Here is a 17,077-nt window from a genome sequence, read left to right as displayed (position 1 = left end):
TGGACTATTCATGTTCGCAAGCCTCGCCACGCTCATGCACATGTGCCGTGACTCGGCGGTCGATCTGCAGGCTGAGCAATTCCGGGCGGCTGTAATGGCCGACTGAATCCATCATGCGTTTACGCTTGTCGATCAAGGCAAAGTCGAGGTCGGCGATGATCACCCCTTCGCCCTCGGTCATCTGCGCGAGCAGCTTGCCTTCCGGCGAAACGATGGCCGTGAAGCAACCACCTGAGATAGGTTCGATGGCACAACCTGTGTCGGCCATGATTTGTGCCTGTTGCCCGGCATCCAGCCAGGCAGTGGCGTTGACCACAAAACAGCCGCTTTCCAGGGCGTGATGGCGGATGGTGACTTCGATCTGATCAGCGAAGATCTGACCGACCAGGGAACCGGGGAACATCGCTGCGTGAATCTGTTCTGCATCGGCCATCAGCGCGTAGCGCGCCAGCGGGTTGTAATGTTCCCAACAAGCGAGGGCGCCGATGCGGCCGACGGCGCTGTCGGTAGCGCGCAGACCGGAGCCATCGCCCTGGCCCCAGACCATGCGCTCGTGATAGGTGGGGGTTATCTTGCGTCGGTGCTGGATAAGCGTGCCGTCGGCGTCGAACAGCAGTTGAGCGTTGTAGATTGTGCCGCCATCGCGTTCGTTGACACCGATGCAGGCGACGAGGTTGGCTTCGCGGCAGGCTTCGCCGATCTGGCGGGTGACGTCCGAGGGCACGGTGACCGACTCTTCGAGCAGCATGAGGTGTTGCCTGGCCATGGCACAGGGCGGCTGCACGAACGAGAAGTAGGGGTAGTACGGCACCACGGTTTCCGGAAAGACAGCAAACTGCACGCCTTCGCGGCCCAGTTCCAGCAGCTGGCGGCAGAGTTTGTCGACGGTTGCCTGGCGCGAGTAAAGCACGGGACTGAACTGCACGGCGGCGGCGCGAATAACGGGCATGGGGTAATTCCTTGGGGCGGCGGAGGGAGGCTGAAGGTCTTTGCAGGCCCGCCCGCTTCCTGCGCGGAGCGGGCGGGCCGCGACTCAGGCAGTCCAGGTATCGATGATCATCGCGCCCTCACGACGCATCAGCAGACGCAGGTCCATGACATCCAGAGGGTTGATTGGGCGAATGCCTTCGATCAGGGCTTTTTCGGTTTGCCCATACAGCGCCTGCAAGGCAAAGCGGCAGGCATAGACTTCACCGCCTTCAGCCATGAATGCCTTGATCTGGTTATTGACGGCCAAGTGGCCGGGGAAGGCCTCGGCGCCCAAGGTGGGGAAGCCGCGTTGCACGCCAAGTTGCACGCCTGGCCCGTAGAGCAGGATCTTGGTTTCAAAACCTTTGCGCAGCAGGCGCTTGGCTTGCAGCATGTTGACCAGGCCAATGGAGCCTTCGAAGGCGATCGTGTGGAAGGTCAACAGGGCCTTGTCACCGGGTGCGGCCTTGACGTCCTCGAAGACCTTTTCTTCGTAGTTGACCAAAAAGTCGCCGTCTTGATAGTGGGCAATGTCCACATTGGGCATGTCGTCGTCTCCAGTAGTACTTGCTGTTATCGATGGCCGGGATCGGCCGATCGGTTACAGGGACTGGAGCGAGAAGTGTGCCACTTGAATCCTGTTGGTCTTGGCGATCGTCAAGTCGTTGAAATACAACGATAAATTAAAATTTAAGACGTCTTGAAAGCCCCTCGGGGTTCATCTCCGGATCACGAATTTGCGTATAAATACGGAGTTTCGTAGTGGCTCGGTACGAAATATCGTAGTGGTGCGCTTCAGGTTCCGCGATATTTGCCGCGAGCTTGAACAACCAGGTGTTTTGCAGAAAAGAAAAAACCCGGGACCCTCCACCGCGTTGCGATGAAAGGGCCCGGGTTTCAGCCATTGGCCGTCAGAGGGCGTCGCTACAGTGCAATGCCTTCGATGCCTGTAGCGCGGCAATCTGTGCTTCGGAAAACGCAAAGTCGCGCAGCACCGAGCGCGAATGTTCACCGTTTTGCGGGGCGGGCCCATAAGCTGTTTGCGCAGCCTGCACGCTGTTGATGGGGAACCCCGGGACCCGCACGACGCCCTGTACAGGATCGTTGAGCTCAACCAGCATGCGATTGCTGGCAATCTGTGGATGAGTCATCAGATCGCTGTAGTCGGCCACCTTCGAACAGAGAATGTCCGCTTCATGCAACACCTGCAGCCAATGGGCCGTTGGTTTGCTGATGAAAACGTCAGTCAACGCGGCGCACATCTCAGCGCGGTGGACGACTCGCTGTGCGGAGCTGACGTAGCGTGGGTCGGTGATCCATTCTTCGTGGTTCAGTACTTTGCACAGGGTCGGCCAGCGGTTGCCGTTGTAGGCCGCAACCATCAGCCAGCCATCCGCAGTCTGGAAGGCTTCGTTGGGTGCCGAGTAGGGTGCGCCGCTGCCGATGCGAGTCGGCAACTTTCCATCACTCAGATAGCTGGTGATGGACGACTGTTGCAGTGCAAGCGCCGAATTCATCAGGCTGACATCCAGATGGCCGCCCAAACCATCGCTCTGACGGGCGTGCAGCTTGGCCAATACGGCCATGCAGGCCATGTAGCCAGTGACCACGTCCACCACCGGAGCCTGCACTTTGCAGGGCGCCGAGCCCGGCGTGCCAATCAGGCTCATCAGGCCGGAATCCGCTTGTAGAATCCCGTCGACACCCGCCCGGTCCGAATAGGGTCCTTCCTGGCCGTAGGCCGAGATCGAGCAATAGATCAGGTCAGGCTTGAGTGCGGCGAGGGTTTCATAACCCAGGCCCAGCCGCGTCATCACACCTGGGCGCATGCTTTCGATCAGCACGTCGGCTTGCAGCACCAGGCGTTTGATGACCTCGATGCTGTCCGGGTGCTTGAGGTCCAGGCCAATGCATTGCTTGCCGCGATTGAAAGCGTGGTAAAGCGCACTGTCCTCGCCCACCCAGGCAGGCCCCAGGGTGCGACCCAGCTCTCCTTCGCGGGGTTCGACCTTGATCACACGAGCGCCCATGTCGGCCATCAGCATGGTCGCCGTCGGGCCTGCGGCGATCTGGGTGAAATCGAGGACGGTGAGGCCCTCCAGTGCGTTACGTAACATGATTACCTCCGCGGATCGACGCCCGGGGTTTCTTGAAGGTCCCTTGGGCGGTGGCCAGAAGAACGCCGGTGTCGGACAGCAGCTCGGCTTCGGCGAAGTAGAGGCTCCTGCCGGCGCGGCGAACCCGGCCCAATGCGCTAACGCTCCCTTCGAATGCCGGTTGCAGGTAGGCAATGTTCAACATTGCGGTGAGTCCATGGATCTCAGCTTCGCCTTCGCCAGTGTGCAAGCCTGCATAGCCACACGCCGCGTCCATCAGTGTGGCGATCATCCCGCCGTGCAAGGCGCCCTGACGGTTGAGATGTTGTTCGGCGATGTGCAGCTGAAATTCGGCCTCTCCCGGTTCCCAGCGGATCAACTTGACACCCAGGCCCTGAAGAAAGGGATTGTGCAATTGCATGATCTCTCCTCGGGCCACCTAGCGGCCCTTGTAGTGCGGTACACGTTTCTCGGCGAAGGCTTGACGGCCCTCGATTCGATCTTCGGTATCGCGCAGCACCCCCCAGTACAACTCGGTCAACCGCTGGGCATCGCGGTCGCTGAGGTGCGCAGTGCTGCGTGACAGGGTTTGCAGTGCCTGTATGGCCAGTGGCGCCTGCTGTGCAATTCGCTCGGCGAGCTCCATGGCACGCGCCAGCAATGCGTCGTGGCTGTCCAGCCGTTCGGAGATCAGGCCGATGCTGTGTGCCTGGTGTGCATCGATGCGTTGCCCGGTCAAGGCCATCTGCATGGCAGGGGCCGCCGGTATCGCCCGCATCAGCCGGTGCAAACCACTGACCGCAGGGATAGAGCCCACGGCAGCCTCGGGCAGCCCGAAGGAGGCGCTGCTGCAGGCGATGCGCAGGTCGCATTGCAACGCCAGCTCCAGGCCACCGCCCAGGCAGTGACCGTTGACAGCGGCAATCAGTGGCTTGTGCAGGTCGAGGTCGCTGAGGTCCATCAAGCGGATGTAAAGACCGGCATCGGCAGCAGGGTCATTGGCCAGGAACAGCGCCTGGGCATATGAGGCTGACGAAGAACGGGTACTTTTAAGGTCCGCGCCGACGCAAAACGCCCGCTCGCCGGCACCGGTGATGACGGCGACGCGCAGCGCGGGGTTATCGCGCACATTCACCAGGTGCTCCCGAAGGACCTGGAGCGAGTCCAGATCGAGGGCATTCAAGGCCTGCGGACGATCCAGTGTGATCAGCGCAACCGCACCCTGTAGTTCCATTGAGACTGACATGGCGCTCACCTCAAACACTGGCCGATGACAGACTGCGTCCGCCACAGACATACAAGGTTTGTCCGGTCACATAGGAACTGGCCGGGTCGAGGAGAAACTCGACGGCGTTGGCGATGTCCTCTGGGGTACCGATGCGTTTTACCGGCACGGTTTCCTTGAGTTTTGCCTGAACCTCAGGGGCGAAGCTCTGGAACAGCGGGGTATCGACAATGCCGGGCGCGATCGCGTTGACAGTGATGCCCTTGGCGGCAAACTCGATGGCCAGGCTGCGGGTCAAACTCACCACGCCGCCCTTGGCCGCCGAGTAGTTGGCCTGACCGAAACCGCCGAGCCAGGCCCTGGAGGACATGTTGACGATACGGCCGAAGCCTTTTTCCAGCATCAACGGCAGGGCGGCCTTGCAGCACAGAAACTGGGCACGCAAGTTGGTATCGACGACCAGGTCCCAATCCTGCTCAGTCATGCTCAGGAAACGCTTGTCCCTGACCACACCGGCGTTATTGACGAGAAAGTCGAGCGTCCCGTGGGCTTCGTGGATCCGCGCAAACGCTGCATTGACGGCCTCACCTTCGGTCAAGTCCAGCGCAATGCCGGCGACTTTCAAACCATGCCCCGTCAAGGCCTCAACACTTGCGGCGAGTGCTGCTTCGTCGCGGTCCAACAGATAGACAAATACGCCTTGGCGCGCCAGTCGTTCAGCGATAGCCAGACCAATGCCGCGAGCGGCGCCGGTGATTGCGGCGACCTGTGTAGCAGTGAAATGTCGAGTGCTCATCTCAAACTCCCAGAATGTGGACGGCAGAGGCGGCGTGATCGACGCCCGCAATACCGCCACCGGTGCATTGCGCCAGGCCCAGCTTCGGTGTGCCGGCCTGACGACTTCCGGCGCGCCCTTGCAATTGCCAGGTCAGCTCGACCATTTGCGCGACGCCGGTAGCGCCCAGCGGATGACCCTTGGCCAGCAGACCGCCACTTGGGTTAACCGGTACGCGACCGCCAAGCGCGGTGGCCCCTGAGTGCAACAGCGACACGGCTTCGCCCGGCGCCGCCAGGCCAAGGGCTTCGTAATAGAGCAGTTCGGCGATTGTGAAGGCGTCATGCAGCTCGACCACGCCAATGTCGGCGGGCGCAACCCCGGCTTGCTCATAGGCCAGGCGCGCCGCGCGTGCGGTGATTTCGGCATCGAGAATGTCGTCATCACCGGTTTCGCGCATGCCCGAGACAATGATCGAGCCCAACACCTTGACAGCTTTGGCCTGTGGCCCAGGCTGCGTTCCGAGCACCATGGCGGCGGCGCCATCGACTTGCGACGGGCAGCACTGCAACAGGGTCAGCGGGTCGGCGATCATCCGTGAACTGAGCACCTGTTCCAGGCTGACTTCGGTACGCTGCTGCGCATACTCATTGAGCGAACCATGGTGGCGGTTTTTCACTGCAACAGCTGCGAGGTCGGCTGGCTTGGCTTCTCGCTCATGGATAAAGCGTGTGGCGCGCATGGCATAAACTGCCGGCAGGACCATACCGGCCGTGGCGTACAGATCAGTCATGCGATCGTTGCGCTGCATGGGGATGGTGCCACCGCCCAACGCCGTCAGTTGCTCGATACCAAACACCAGTACCCGCTCGTATTGCCCGGACATCAGCGCATGCCGAGCGAGGTGGACGGCGGTGGCGCCGCTGGCGCAGGCGTTTTCGATGTTGTAGACCGGAATGCCCTTGAGGCCCAGGTCACGCAGGATCACTTGTCCGAGAATCATCCCGCCCAGCACATTGGCGCAATAGACCGCCTGTATGTCTGCAAGGGAGACGCCGGCATCGGCCACCGCGTCAAGGATCGCTCGCTGGGCAAGTTCCGGCGCCATCACGCCAATGTGGCGGCCAAAGGGCGTCATCGCAGCGCCCATTACATGCATCTGGGTCATGGACGTATCTCCAGGGATTCAAATACGTAGCCGAAAGTCTCATCGGCAATCACGCGGCATTTTTCGCCAATGAATGGACGGTCACCGCTGGCGTTGAGGCGGCCGAAAAGACGCACAGGACCGGGCAGGTCGACGTAGGCCAGGACGAAGGGATTCAAACCACTTTTGGGGCTGGGGTGCATGATGGTGAAGCTGTACACGCGGCCTTCCACGCTCAGGGTGGTGTCCTGGAACTGATCGGCCAGGGGCGAATCGGCAGTGACCGCAGGAAAGAAGATTTCGCCAGTGCCCAAATGTCGTGAAGCAGCAAGCCGGGGCGGTGTAGTGGATGCCCAGACGGGTGACGGACTGTTCATGTGACCTCCTGTTTTTATTGCGCTCGATTGCGAACGTCTGGAGGTATGTTCGGGCACGCCTCAATGGGCGACAAACGATAAAAAAAAGCGGTTGAATTGAGAAAAAATCAAACCAGCAGCCGCAGAGGGCACCTTCAAAGGCACAGATGACGGCGGGCCTTAGCGGCCCGCCTGGTTTATTTTACGCTTTGAAAACTGCGGGCCAAGCCAGCTTGCCTGCATCCAGAAAAGGAGGGGGGTGAGCCTAGGATGAGGTATGCCCGTCGATGGTTGCGCCGGCCATTTTCTCGAGCACCTTGACCACATGGGTCATGTCGCGTGCTGGGTCACCGTCGCTTATGGCTTGATCAAAGAACTGCTTGACCACGGCGCAGGTGAAGGCCGGTGTGCCGACGTTTTCCGCCTCTGCGAGGAACAGTCGTACATCCTTGCGCATCAAGTCCAGGCGAAAGCCGAAATCGAATTCGCGCTGCATCACGGTGCCGGCCAGTATCTGTTCGCTGCTGAAGCTGCGCGCAGTGCTGGCGTTGAGCATTTCCAGCATTTGCCCGGGTTCGAGCCCGGACTTGATACCGAACAGCATTGCTTCGCTAGTGGCGACCAGCGTGGCGCCAACGATCATGTTGTTGACCAGCTTCAAGGTCTGGCCCAGGCCTGGCGTTGTGCCGATGTGTTCGACTTTTTTGCCGAAACAGGCGAATACCGGTTCACACAGTTGGTAGGCAGTTTTGTCACCGCCCACCATCACCGAGAGGGTGCCATTGAGTGCGCCGGTCACGCCACCCGCCAATGGCGCGTCCAATGCCTGGATACCATGATCGCGCAGTGCCTGTTCAATACGTCGGGCCATACTCGGACCGGTGGTTGAGTGGTCCACCAGGATTTTCACCTGTTGGCCGTGGATGACCCCATTGTCACCCAGCACCACATGTTCGACGATCTCCGGAGTGGGCACGCAGATCAGCACGATCCGCGCGTGATCGGCGACATCACGGGGACTGCCATGACTGCGCGCTCCGCGTGCGAGCAAGGGCGCCAATACCTGCGGATTGGGGTCAAACAGACTCAGGTCATAGCCATTGTCGAGTAGGTGGTGGGCCATTTTCTGGCCCATGGCGCCCAACCCGATAAAACCGATGGTTTCGATGGATGCAGCGTCTGAATGCGTTGTAAGTCGGCTCATCGCGTGTCGTCCTTATTATTGGGAAGACACCATCCTAGGTTTGCCGTTTACCCTGCGACAAAGGAGTTATTGGCGCGTTTTGGTTGATAAAAACTCAAGCGCCTTCGCGGGTCAAACGTGCCTGCTCGAGGATCCACTCGCGGAAAACCCGGGTGTCATCGCTCTCTTCGCGGTGCCTTGGCGTGAGCAGATAATAGGTGTACACGCCCATGTCGACGACTTGATCGAAAGGTTTGATCAGCGTGCCGTCGCGCAACTCCTTCTCGACCAGGAACAACTGCGCCATGGCAATGCCCTGGCCACCAGCGGCAGCGGCATAGACCATCGAAGAGCTCTGATATGACATTCCGGCAAGCGCATCGACGTCACGGCTCACGCCGCTTGCCTCCAGCCAGTAGCGCCAATCTTCGGGCCTGGCGATCGAGTGCAGCATGGTGTACTGCGCGATGTCGGCGGGTGTACTCAGGCCCGGACCATGTTGCAAAAGAGAAGGGCTGCAGACGGGTGCAAGACGGTTATCGCTCAGCACGTAACAATTGCAATTGGGCCATTCGCCGGCACCAAGACGGATCGCGGCATCGATGTCTTCCTTGTGAAAGTCGACCGGCTCGAGCGATGCGGTCAACAGCACCTCGATCTTGGGATGTTCGGCGTGAAAGCTGGCGAGCCTGGGTATCAACCACTGCATGGCAAACGTGGTGTAGGCACGCACCTTGATTTGCCGCCGCAGGGGCGGCGACATGAGTTTCTTCGTGGCGCCGCGCAAGTCTTCGATCATCCTGGCCACAGCACGGAAATATTGTTCGCCGGAATGGGTCAAGGTGATTTGCCGATGCCCGCGCACAAACAGGTCGAGGCCGAGAAAATCCTCGAGTGCGCGGATCTGCCGACTGACCGCACCCGGCGTGACATTCAACTCATCGGCGGCATGGGTGATGCTCAAATGACGCGCTACGGACTCAAACGCACGGATGGCATTCAGTGGCGGCAGTCGGTCCATGGAAGTCATCTCTTGTTGTTGGAAGTTACTGTATTGGAAAAAACGAGGACGCGGAGTGTATTTAATTGCCCGGCGCATCCCAACAATAAAGTGAACGCTTGATAAAAGCTCAAGGTGGGCGCCCGTTTTATTCGATTGTCGTCAGGGGGCTGCGATTTCTACGATCGGCGCGCACGCGCCATCTGGTCGTGATGCAGCTCCCGACAACAATAAGAGATCCATTCATGAAGATCGCCAAAACGCGCCATCGCAAGCATTTTCAACGCGCCTCAGGACTGGCATTGTGCGGCGCAGTCAGCACTGTGCATTCGCCGGCTTTTGCGGACTTCATCACCGACAGCAAAGCCAGCATGGATTTACGCAACTACTACTTCAATCGCGACTTTCGCCAATCAGGTGCGGCTCAAAGCAAGGCAGAGGAGTGGGCCCAGGGTTTTCTCCTGCGCTATGAATCCGGCTTTACTCCCGGAGTGATCGGCGTTGGCATGGATGCATTGGGCATGCTCGGCATCAAGTTGGACTCGGGCCCATCCAGAACCGGCACAGGGTTGCTCGTTACTGATCGCGACCCGGGCGGCCGTGCCCAGGATGAATATAGCGAGTTGGGGCTGACCGCCAAGTTACGCATGGCGCAAAGCACACTGAAAGCCGGCACCCTGACGCCCAAACTGCCCGTGGCGATGTACAACGACACGCGTTTGTTGCCGCAGACGTTTCGCGGCGCCTGGTTCAACAGTGCCGACCTGAGCAATACGACTTTCGATCTCGGGCGGTTCGACCGGATCAACCTGCGTAACTCAAGCGACAATGAGCCCATGACGGTATTCAACGGCGCTGCACGCAATATCCGGCCAGGCCGGAAGACAAGCAGTGAGCGCTTCGATTTTGCGGGGGGGACCTATCGCTGGACGCCAGCATTGAGTACGGCCTACCACTATGGCGCTCTTGATGGCATTTACCGGCAGCACTACCTGACCTTGAACCACAAGTTGGCGCTCACCGAAGGACAAACGCTTACGTCCGATATCCGCTGGGCGCGAAGCCTTGATGAGGGCGGTAGCAACGTCGAAAACTCTGCCCTCGGCGCGATGTTCACTTATAGCGCGATCGGCCATTCGCTGGGCCTTGGCTATCAACGCATGAGCGGGGCAACCGGCTTTGCCAACCTCAACGGCACCGACGCGTATTTGATCAATCTGGTACAGATAAATGATTTCGGCAATCAAGATGAGCGTTCCTGGCAACTGCGCTACGACTACAACTTCACGGCGCTTGGCATTCCTGGCCTGACTTTCATGACGCGCTATCTGTCGGGCGACCAGGTGAGTGTGCGCAACCAGGTTCAGGCTGGAAAAGAGTGGGAACGAGACACTGAATTGGCGTATGTCATTCAGAGCGGTGCGTTGAAAAACCTTGCCGTTAGATGGAAAAACGCCAGCACGCGCAGCAACTTTGCCAGCGATATCGACGAGAACCGGGTGATCCTCAGCTACTCCCTGCCGATCTGGTAAACAGTCGTCGACCGTAAACGAAAAGGGCATAGCCAATGGCTGTGCCCTTTTTTTTTGTGTGTGAAAAGTATTTAAAGGCGAATGATCACGGATTTGAGCTGGGTATAGTGGGAGAGGGCGTCGATGCCTTGTTCGCGACCGTAGCCACTTTGCTTGAAGCCACCGCATGGCGTCTGGACGAAACCGCCACTGTACTCGTTGACGACAATCCGGCCGGCCTCCAGTTGCGCGGCGACCCGATGCACCCGGCCGATGTCACGGCTCCAGATACCGGCACCGAGGCCGAATTCGCTGTCGTTGGCAATCCGCAGCGCATCGGCTTCATCCTTGAAGGGAATGACGCAGACAATAGGCCCGAAGATCTCCTCGCGGGCCAGGGTCATATCGTTGTTCACACCGGTGTATACCGTCGGTTCGATGTACCAACCCTCTTCATAGCCCTCGTGTACGGCCACCTTGCCGCCGATTGCAGGCTTGAGCCCCTCGCGTTCGGCGATGGCGAAGTAGCTCTGGATCTTCTCGAACTGCGCATGAGTGGTAATCGGCCCGGACGTCGAGTCATCCTCCGGGCCGACGCGCAGGGCACCCACCTCGGCAACCAACTTGTCGACGAAGCGGTCATGAATATTCTCCTGGACCAGCAACCGCGTGCCTGCAGCGCACCATTGGCCGCTGTTCCAGGTAAATGCCTTGGTCGAGCCTTTGGCGGCCGCATCGAGGTCGGCGTCGTCGAACACAATGTTGGCGGACTTGCCGCCCAGTTCAAGGGTCAGCGGTAGGATGCGTTCAGCGGCAATGTGTCCCAGTTCCTGCCCCGCGCGCAGACCGCCGGTAAAGGAAATCTTGCGGATATGCGGGTTGTGAGCCATGGCGGGGCCGATCACGCTCCCTTTGCCCACGATGACGTTGAAGACTCCGGCAGGCACTCCGGCTTGCACGGCAATGCGTGCCAGTTCCACCAGTGAGGCAGAGGTGTGTTCGGAGGGTTTGGCCACCACGGTATTGCCGGTAGCGAGGGCGGGAGCGATAGCGCGCGCTGCCTGGTGCAGCGGGGCGTTCCAAGGCAGGATGACCCCAATCACGCCAAAGGGATCTCGGCGTGTATAGATGTGATAGTCGGGGCCCTGGTTAATCACGTCCCCGTCCATGACGTTGACGATGCCACCATAAAACTCAAAGTATTGGGCGGTCAGGTCCATCAGCGCCGCCATCTCGCTGCCGGGTTTACCGGTATCGGCCTTTTCCAGCGCGCCCAGCGTATTTTCGCTTTGACGGATGATACGCCCGAATTCATTGAGGATGCGCCCACGTTCGGCGGGGCGCATGTCGCGCCAGCCTTGCAGCGCGGAGGCTGCCGACTCGATTGCCAGAGCCACATCCTTCGGCCCGCTGCTGGCGACTTCACTGATCTTGGCTCCGGTGCGCGGATCGATCTTGTCGACATACTGCCCGTCAGCCGGCTCCATGGAACGGCCATCGACGAAGCTGTTAACTTTTACAAACATTGTGTGTCTCCTCTGAAACTGCAGTGAGGCTCGTCTTTATTGTTTAAAACTCCATTACGAATACCTATTACAACCAGCAGATTCATATTGCTCAACTGAGTTTTATGGTGTTGGCGATTGAGCAAATATCAAACAACTTTCAATAGCCTGAAATATTCAATAGATGCCTATGCATTGAGATTTAATCAACGATGCAGGGCGAAAATCTCGATTCACCGGGGCGCGGGTAAATTGCAGTATGAACCCGTGACAAGACGAGGCCGCGACTAGAGGTCAATAATAATAGCGCCCACGGGAGCCGTAGAAATGAGTAACGACAATAGTTTGATGAGTGCACTGTCGCCAGAGTCGGCATCAGGCGCCGGTGCAAATGTTCAGGGGCGGCAACTGACCTATGGCGAGAAAAAGGCCATTGTCGCCGCAACGCTCGGCACCATAGTCGAATATACCGACTGGGTGATTTACGCCACGTTTTCTTCCATCCTTGCCCGACAGTTCTTCCCCGCTGGGGATAGTCTTACTAACTTGCTGTCAGTGTTGGCGATTTTCGCCGTTGGTTTCATCATGCGGCCAATCGGTGGTGCGGTTCTCGGCCAAATAGCCGACCGCTACGGCCGCAAGAAAGGCTTGACGCTTTCTATCCTGCTGATGTCGCTGGCCTCGCTGGTCATCGGCCTATGCCCCAACTACGACAGCATTGGAATTGCCGCACCGATCATTTTGGTCTTAGCGCGCCTGGTCCAAGGGTTTTCCGCTGGGGGGGAATTCGGCTCTGCTTCGGCGTTCCTGATCGAGTCAGCCCCTGCACACCGCCGCGCCTTCGCCGGCTCATGGCAATGGTTCGCGATCAATGCCGGGACCATGGTTTCGTTCCTTCTGGGCTTTGGTCTGGCATCGCTGGGAAGTGACGCTGCGTTGAACGACTGGGGTTGGCGCGTTGCCTTTATCATTGCCGCTCTGATGGGGGTGATCGCGCTGTGGATCCGCCTGTCGGTGCGCGAGACTGAAATTTTCAAGGCGCGCTCCGCGAGCAACATGAAAAAAAGGCCTCTGCGTGATCTGTTTTTCAGCCATAAAAAAGATGCGATGCGGGTGATCGGCATCGCCATGGCCGGCAACTTGCTCAACTATGTTTGGATGGTGAGCTATCCCTCGCAGGTTCACCTGATCACCGGTATGTCGATCCGTGACACATTGCTGGCAGGCGTGATCTCGGTAGGGGTGTCACTGGTGCTAATGCCTTTTGCCGGGAAACTTGCTGACAGACTCGGTCGCCGGCCGGTTCTGATCGGATTCGCCGTCGCTTCGGTACTGTGGGCGTGGCCAAGTTTCGGTCTGTTGCATGTCGGTATCAGTCTGACGGAAGTGACCATCCTGCAAACCATATCAATGGTCATCATGACAGGCTTCGGCGCAGCTTCTGCAGTGACCATGGCGGAGCAATTTCCGGCTGAAGTTCGAGTGACCGGTATCGCCTTGCCGTACGCATTATCAGTGACACTGTTTGGCGGAACCGCACCGTATCTCATGGCCGCGATGGCCGGATGGGGCTATGGGCACTTGTTCTGGATCTACCTGGCGGTGATCAGCGCCATCAGTGCCGTGGTCTATTTGCGTATGCCAGAAACCAAGGGCCTGCCTCTGCGCTAATTGAGTGTTACACCGATTTAACCGAACGCCTGATGCACCGCATCGGGCGTTTGGCATTTCAGTAATGGTTTAGGCAGCACGCCTATCAGGTTTTCACTTGACCAACGGTAAAAACGGCCACTTCTGCGCGTTCGATACCGATGAAGTGCGGTGAGTGTGGGTTTTGTGGCTTTCTTGATCGATGTCAACCAAATGGAGCCGACGGCTCAGTAATCTCCAGAGATCGACATACCCGTGCGTAACGGGTTGCCTTGACTCAAGGCGACACCTCCATGATCTATCCGCTGATTCTGACGTTGCATCTGTTTGCCGCCCTGATCTTTATCGGTACGGTGTTCTTCGAAGTTCTGTTCCTTGAAAGTATCCGCAAACAGCTACCCACCAGGGTCATGTTGCTGGTGGAGGAAGGCATCGGCCGGCGAGCGCGCTCGCTGATGCCGTGGGTGCTGCTGGTATTGTTCGGTGCGGGGCTCGGCATGGTCTGGCTGCGCTACCTGCCAGTCCTTGCCTCACCATTGGCTTCATCGTTCGGCACCTTGCTGGCCTTGAAAGTCGCGGTGGCCGTGAGCGTACTGCTGCACTTCCTGGTGGCCATGTTTTTGTTCAAACGTGGCCGAATGAGTCCGCGGTACCTGCAGTTCATCCACGGCAGCCTGTTTTGTCACATGGTCGTTATCGTGCTGCTGGCCAAGGGAATGTTTTATCTGACCTGGTGATCGGCTTTGACGGGTGGTCTGTTCTTCCAAGACGTTGCCTTGTGCTTGATGCAAATCAAGGCGTATTGATCGTTGAACCCCGACACTGATGACCCGCAGCCAGTGTCGGAGACCTTCATGCTCGATTTCTTTCACAACCCCGGCGAGCTGGTCGCCCGGTGCGATCAGGGCGTGCTCGACCCCAACTGTCATGCCGACACGCAAAAATTCCATGAGGGTATCGGATCACTGGATCTGCTTCGCGCGTTGCGCGTCAGCCGCCAGAAGCGACGTCCGCTGTCCCTGAACGTGCAGCTATCCTCCAGCCTCAAGCTTGCCTTTTGTTCCCCTCGTGATAGCGCCGACGAGCACCAGGGTATTGAGCAGTACCTCCAGCATCTGGAGCAGGAGATCGACCTCGTCGGTTGCCACCTGGATGCGCAGCAACGGGTGGAACAGTTTCATCTGGGCGGCGCAACACTCACCACTGCTCACATAGGGCGGCTGATGAGTCATCTGCGTCGCCGTTTCAACTTTCTCTTACATGATTGCGGCGACTACAGCGTCGAGGTGGACCTCTATCAAACCGATTGGGCGACCATGGGCGTGCTGCGCGATCAGGGGTTCAATCATGTCAGCATCGGTGTACCGGATTTCGACAGCGACTGTGAGAGGTCGGTGGCCTGCTACCAGAACCCGGCGCCGATCCAGTCGCTCATGGACGCGGCGCGGACCTTTGGTTTTCGATCCATCAATGTCGATCTGGGTTTTGGCCATGCCTGGCAGACGCCAGACAGTTTTGCGTTGAAGCTGGCGAGCATTATCAAGCTGGAGCCAGACCGGCTGATGGTGTTCGATTATGCCCGGCCACCACGGCGATATCGTCCGGTGCTCGGTGACAAAGTCAGAGCGCCGTGCAGCCAGGTCGATAAAGGCGCGATGCGCCAGATCTGCTTTGATCAACTGCTTTGCGCGGGTTATCACTACATCGGTATGGGGCAGTTTGTCCGGCCCGATGATGATTTGGCAGTCGCCCAGGAGCGAGGCCGGTTGCGCCGTACCTGTGAGGGTTTCTCCCGTCACGGCTATTGCGATCATGTTGGATTCGGATTGGGTGCCATTAGCCAGATCGACGATTTGTACACGCAAAACACCGACGAGATTGAACGCTATCAGCAGCAACTGGACAGGCAGCAATTGCCGACGTGTCGAGGCTGGCGTTTCGAGGCGGGGGAGCAAATCAGGCAAATGGTCATGGAGCGACTGGCGTGTGATCTGGAACTGGATATACGCGCCATCGAAAGACGTTATGGGCTGGTTTTTTCCAGGTATTTCTCGTCGGTCTGGCCGTTGCTGGAGCAATTGAGTCGTGAGGGGTTGATTGAGTTGTCGGACCGCTTCATCAGCATTCTCCCTGCCGGTCGGCCGGAAGTGGATGCCATCTGCAACCTGTTTGAAAAGGATGTGGGCGGTGCGAGGTGTTAACCCATTTGCGAGTTGATTGATCATGAAGCCTTCCTTTGATTTCAATCGCGCCCTGGTCGAAAAGTATGACCGCCCGGGGCCGCGCTACACTTCTTACCCAACCGCGCCACAGTTCCATCAGGCCTTTGCCGTTGACGACTATCAGCGTGCCGCCCGCGCGAGCAACCAGGCGAGCGCGTCGAAACCGCTGTCGGTGTATATCCACATTCCGTTTTGCAAAAGTCTTTGTTACTACTGCGCCTGCAACAAAATCATTACCCAGAAAACCCATCGCGCCGTCGAGTACCTTCGGTACCTCAAGCTTGAGATTGCGATGCAGGCGGCCTTGTTCGATAGCACCCGTAAACTCACGCAATTGCACCTGGGCGGCGGCACGCCTACTTATTTAACCAGTGAACAACTCGCGGACCTGATGGATTGCCTGCACCAGGCGTTCAACATGGATGACAGCGATGACCATGAATTTTCCATCGAAGTCGACCCGCGCACCATCAGCACCGAGCAAATCCAGTCGCTGCGCCAGTTGGGCTTCAATCGCTTGAGCTTCGGTGTTCAGGATTTCGACCCCGACGTGCAGGCCGCGGTCAATCGCCAGCAAAGTGAAGAGCAGATTTATGCGCTGGTTGCTGCGGCACGCGAGGCGCAATTCAAGTCGATCAGCGTCGATCTGATCTATGGCCTGCCGTTGCAAACCGTGCAGAGTTTCGACGTCACCCTCAGCAAAATCATCGCGCTGCGTCCGGACCGGATTGCTGCCTACAGCTATGCGCACCTGCCGGAAATGGTTCGCGCACAACGGTTGATTCGTCCCGCCGACATGCCGCCGCCGGAGCGCAAGCTGGAATTGCTTGAACTGACCATCCGCCGTCTGACCGCGGCCGGTTACGTCTATATCGGCATGGATCATTTCGCCTTGCCGGACGACGAGCTGTCGCTGGCCCGCGCCAATGGCACCCTGCAGCGTAACTTTCAGGGTTACTCCACCCACGCCGACTGCGACTTGATCGGCCTCGGCGTGTCCTCGATCGGCAAGGTCGGCGACAGCTACAGCCAGAGCGTCAAGGAGCTGTCTCAGTACTACGCGCGTCTGGACCAAGGCCTGCTACCGGTGCATCGCGGTTACCGCTTGAGCGCAGACGACTTGCTGCGCCGCGAAGTGATCAGCGACCTGATGTGCCATGGCCGTATTACGTTTAACCGCTATGAAATGCGTCATGACATTCGCTTCACCGAGTACTTTGCCGACGCCTTGGCCCAACTGGAGGAGCATGTTCGCGACGGACTGCTGCAGATCCACTGCGACGAACTGGTGCTGTTACCACAGGGGCACTTGATGATGCGCAGTGCCGCGATGGCGTTTGACGCCTATCTGGGTAGTGAGCAAAAAGGCCTGTTTTCACGCACGGTTTGAGTCATTGGCGCCTGTCCTCAAGGGCTAATTTCTCAAGTTGATTTCAAT

General features: G+C 58.5%; 16 protein-coding genes. 5 read left to right on the top strand and 11 right to left on the bottom strand.

Going from position 1 to position 17,077, the window contains the following annotated elements; genetic code table 11:
* Nucleotides 1-4: 4 nt before the first annotated feature.
* The 10 genes from ACM6I5_RS11755 to gcvA form a co-directional block, all read right to left on the bottom strand.
* A complete protein-coding gene (locus ACM6I5_RS11755) occupies nucleotides 5-949 on the bottom strand; it encodes a Nit6803 family nitrilase (protein ID WP_017338926.1) in 945 nt (314 codons plus the stop codon).
* Nucleotides 950-1,033: 84 nt separating this feature from the next.
* On the bottom strand, nucleotides 1,034-1,516 hold the full coding sequence (locus tag ACM6I5_RS11750; protein WP_017338925.1) for an MSMEG_0572/Sll0783 family nitrogen starvation response protein: 483 nt from the start codon (nucleotides 1,514-1,516) through the stop codon (nucleotides 1,034-1,036).
* Nucleotides 1,517-1,880: 364 nt separating this feature from the next.
* The gene (locus ACM6I5_RS11745) at nucleotides 1,881-3,086 is read right to left on the bottom strand and encodes a CaiB/BaiF CoA transferase family protein (RefSeq protein ID WP_414883879.1); all 1,206 of its coding nucleotides are present in this window, start codon (nucleotides 3,084-3,086) and stop codon (nucleotides 1,881-1,883) included.
* Nucleotides 3,076-3,486 (bottom strand): PaaI family thioesterase, encoded by a 411-nt coding sequence (locus ACM6I5_RS11740; protein ID WP_017338923.1) that lies wholly within the window; start codon nucleotides 3,484-3,486, stop codon nucleotides 3,076-3,078. Before ACM6I5_RS11740 ends, ACM6I5_RS11745 begins: the two co-directional genes overlap by 11 nt.
* A gap of 18 nt (nucleotides 3,487-3,504) precedes the next feature.
* Complete coding sequence (locus ACM6I5_RS11735; protein ID WP_414883878.1) at nucleotides 3,505-4,311, bottom strand: enoyl-CoA hydratase/isomerase family protein; 807 nt, start codon at nucleotides 4,309-4,311, stop codon at nucleotides 3,505-3,507.
* Between the two features lie 10 nt (nucleotides 4,312-4,321).
* Entirely contained in the window at nucleotides 4,322-5,086 is a 765-nt protein-coding gene (locus tag ACM6I5_RS11730) for an SDR family NAD(P)-dependent oxidoreductase (protein ID WP_414883877.1), read from the bottom strand.
* 1 nt (nucleotide 5,087) lies between these two features.
* Nucleotides 5,088-6,233 carry a thiolase family protein gene (locus ACM6I5_RS11725; protein WP_017338920.1) on the bottom strand — a complete coding sequence of 382 codons (1,146 nt, stop codon included), beginning with the start codon at nucleotides 6,231-6,233 and terminating at the stop codon, nucleotides 5,088-5,090.
* On the bottom strand, nucleotides 6,230-6,589 hold the full coding sequence (locus ACM6I5_RS11720) for a Zn-ribbon domain-containing OB-fold protein (RefSeq protein ID WP_414883876.1): 360 nt from the start codon (nucleotides 6,587-6,589) through the stop codon (nucleotides 6,230-6,232). The genes ACM6I5_RS11725 and ACM6I5_RS11720 overlap by 4 nt, the downstream gene beginning before the upstream one ends.
* A 244-nt stretch (nucleotides 6,590-6,833) precedes the next feature.
* Nucleotides 6,834-7,772 carry an NAD(P)-dependent oxidoreductase gene (locus ACM6I5_RS11715; RefSeq protein ID WP_414883875.1) on the bottom strand — a complete coding sequence of 313 codons (939 nt, stop codon included), beginning with the start codon at nucleotides 7,770-7,772 and terminating at the stop codon, nucleotides 6,834-6,836.
* Between the two features lie 94 nt (nucleotides 7,773-7,866).
* Nucleotides 7,867-8,772: a transcriptional regulator GcvA gene (gene gcvA, locus ACM6I5_RS11710; RefSeq protein WP_414883874.1), complete on the bottom strand. Its 906-nt coding sequence runs from the start codon at nucleotides 8,770-8,772 to the stop codon at nucleotides 7,867-7,869.
* 224 nt (nucleotides 8,773-8,996) lie between these two features.
* Here gcvA and ACM6I5_RS11705 point away from each other — a divergent pair, with 224 nt between their 5' ends.
* A complete protein-coding gene (locus ACM6I5_RS11705) occupies nucleotides 8,997-10,283 on the top strand; it encodes an OprD family porin (protein WP_414883873.1) in 1,287 nt (428 codons plus the stop codon).
* Nucleotides 10,284-10,354: 71 nt separating this feature from the next.
* On the opposite strand, the gene ACM6I5_RS11700 is transcribed toward ACM6I5_RS11705, so the two are convergent.
* On the bottom strand, nucleotides 10,355-11,788 hold the full coding sequence (locus ACM6I5_RS11700; protein WP_414883872.1) for an aldehyde dehydrogenase family protein: 1,434 nt from the start codon (nucleotides 11,786-11,788) through the stop codon (nucleotides 10,355-10,357).
* 306 nt (nucleotides 11,789-12,094) lie between these two features.
* Between ACM6I5_RS11700 and ACM6I5_RS11695 the strand changes: the two genes are divergently transcribed.
* The 4 genes from ACM6I5_RS11695 to hemN all read left to right on the top strand — a co-directional run bounded on the left by ACM6I5_RS11695 (nucleotide 12,095) and on the right by hemN (nucleotide 17,029).
* A complete protein-coding gene (locus tag ACM6I5_RS11695; protein WP_017338914.1) occupies nucleotides 12,095-13,438 on the top strand; it encodes an MFS transporter in 1,344 nt (447 codons plus the stop codon).
* Between the two features lie 272 nt (nucleotides 13,439-13,710).
* Nucleotides 13,711-14,154: a CopD family copper resistance protein gene (locus tag ACM6I5_RS11690; protein ID WP_017338913.1), complete on the top strand. Its 444-nt coding sequence runs from the start codon at nucleotides 13,711-13,713 to the stop codon at nucleotides 14,152-14,154.
* A 117-nt stretch (nucleotides 14,155-14,271) separates the two neighbouring features.
* Nucleotides 14,272-15,618 carry a coproporphyrinogen III oxidase gene (locus ACM6I5_RS11685; protein WP_414883871.1) on the top strand — a complete coding sequence of 449 codons (1,347 nt, stop codon included), beginning with the start codon at nucleotides 14,272-14,274 and terminating at the stop codon, nucleotides 15,616-15,618.
* Between the two features lie 22 nt (nucleotides 15,619-15,640).
* On the top strand, nucleotides 15,641-17,029 hold the full coding sequence (gene hemN / locus ACM6I5_RS11680; RefSeq protein WP_414883870.1) for an oxygen-independent coproporphyrinogen III oxidase: 1,389 nt from the start codon (nucleotides 15,641-15,643) through the stop codon (nucleotides 17,027-17,029).
* Nucleotides 17,030-17,077 lie beyond the last annotated feature (48 nt).

The sequence above is a fragment of the Pseudomonas sp. IT-P171 genome (assembly GCF_949767765.1).
GTDB lineage: Bacteria > Pseudomonadota > Gammaproteobacteria > Pseudomonadales > Pseudomonadaceae > Aquipseudomonas > Aquipseudomonas fluorescens_B.
This window is presented reverse-complemented; position numbering and strand designations above follow the sequence as displayed.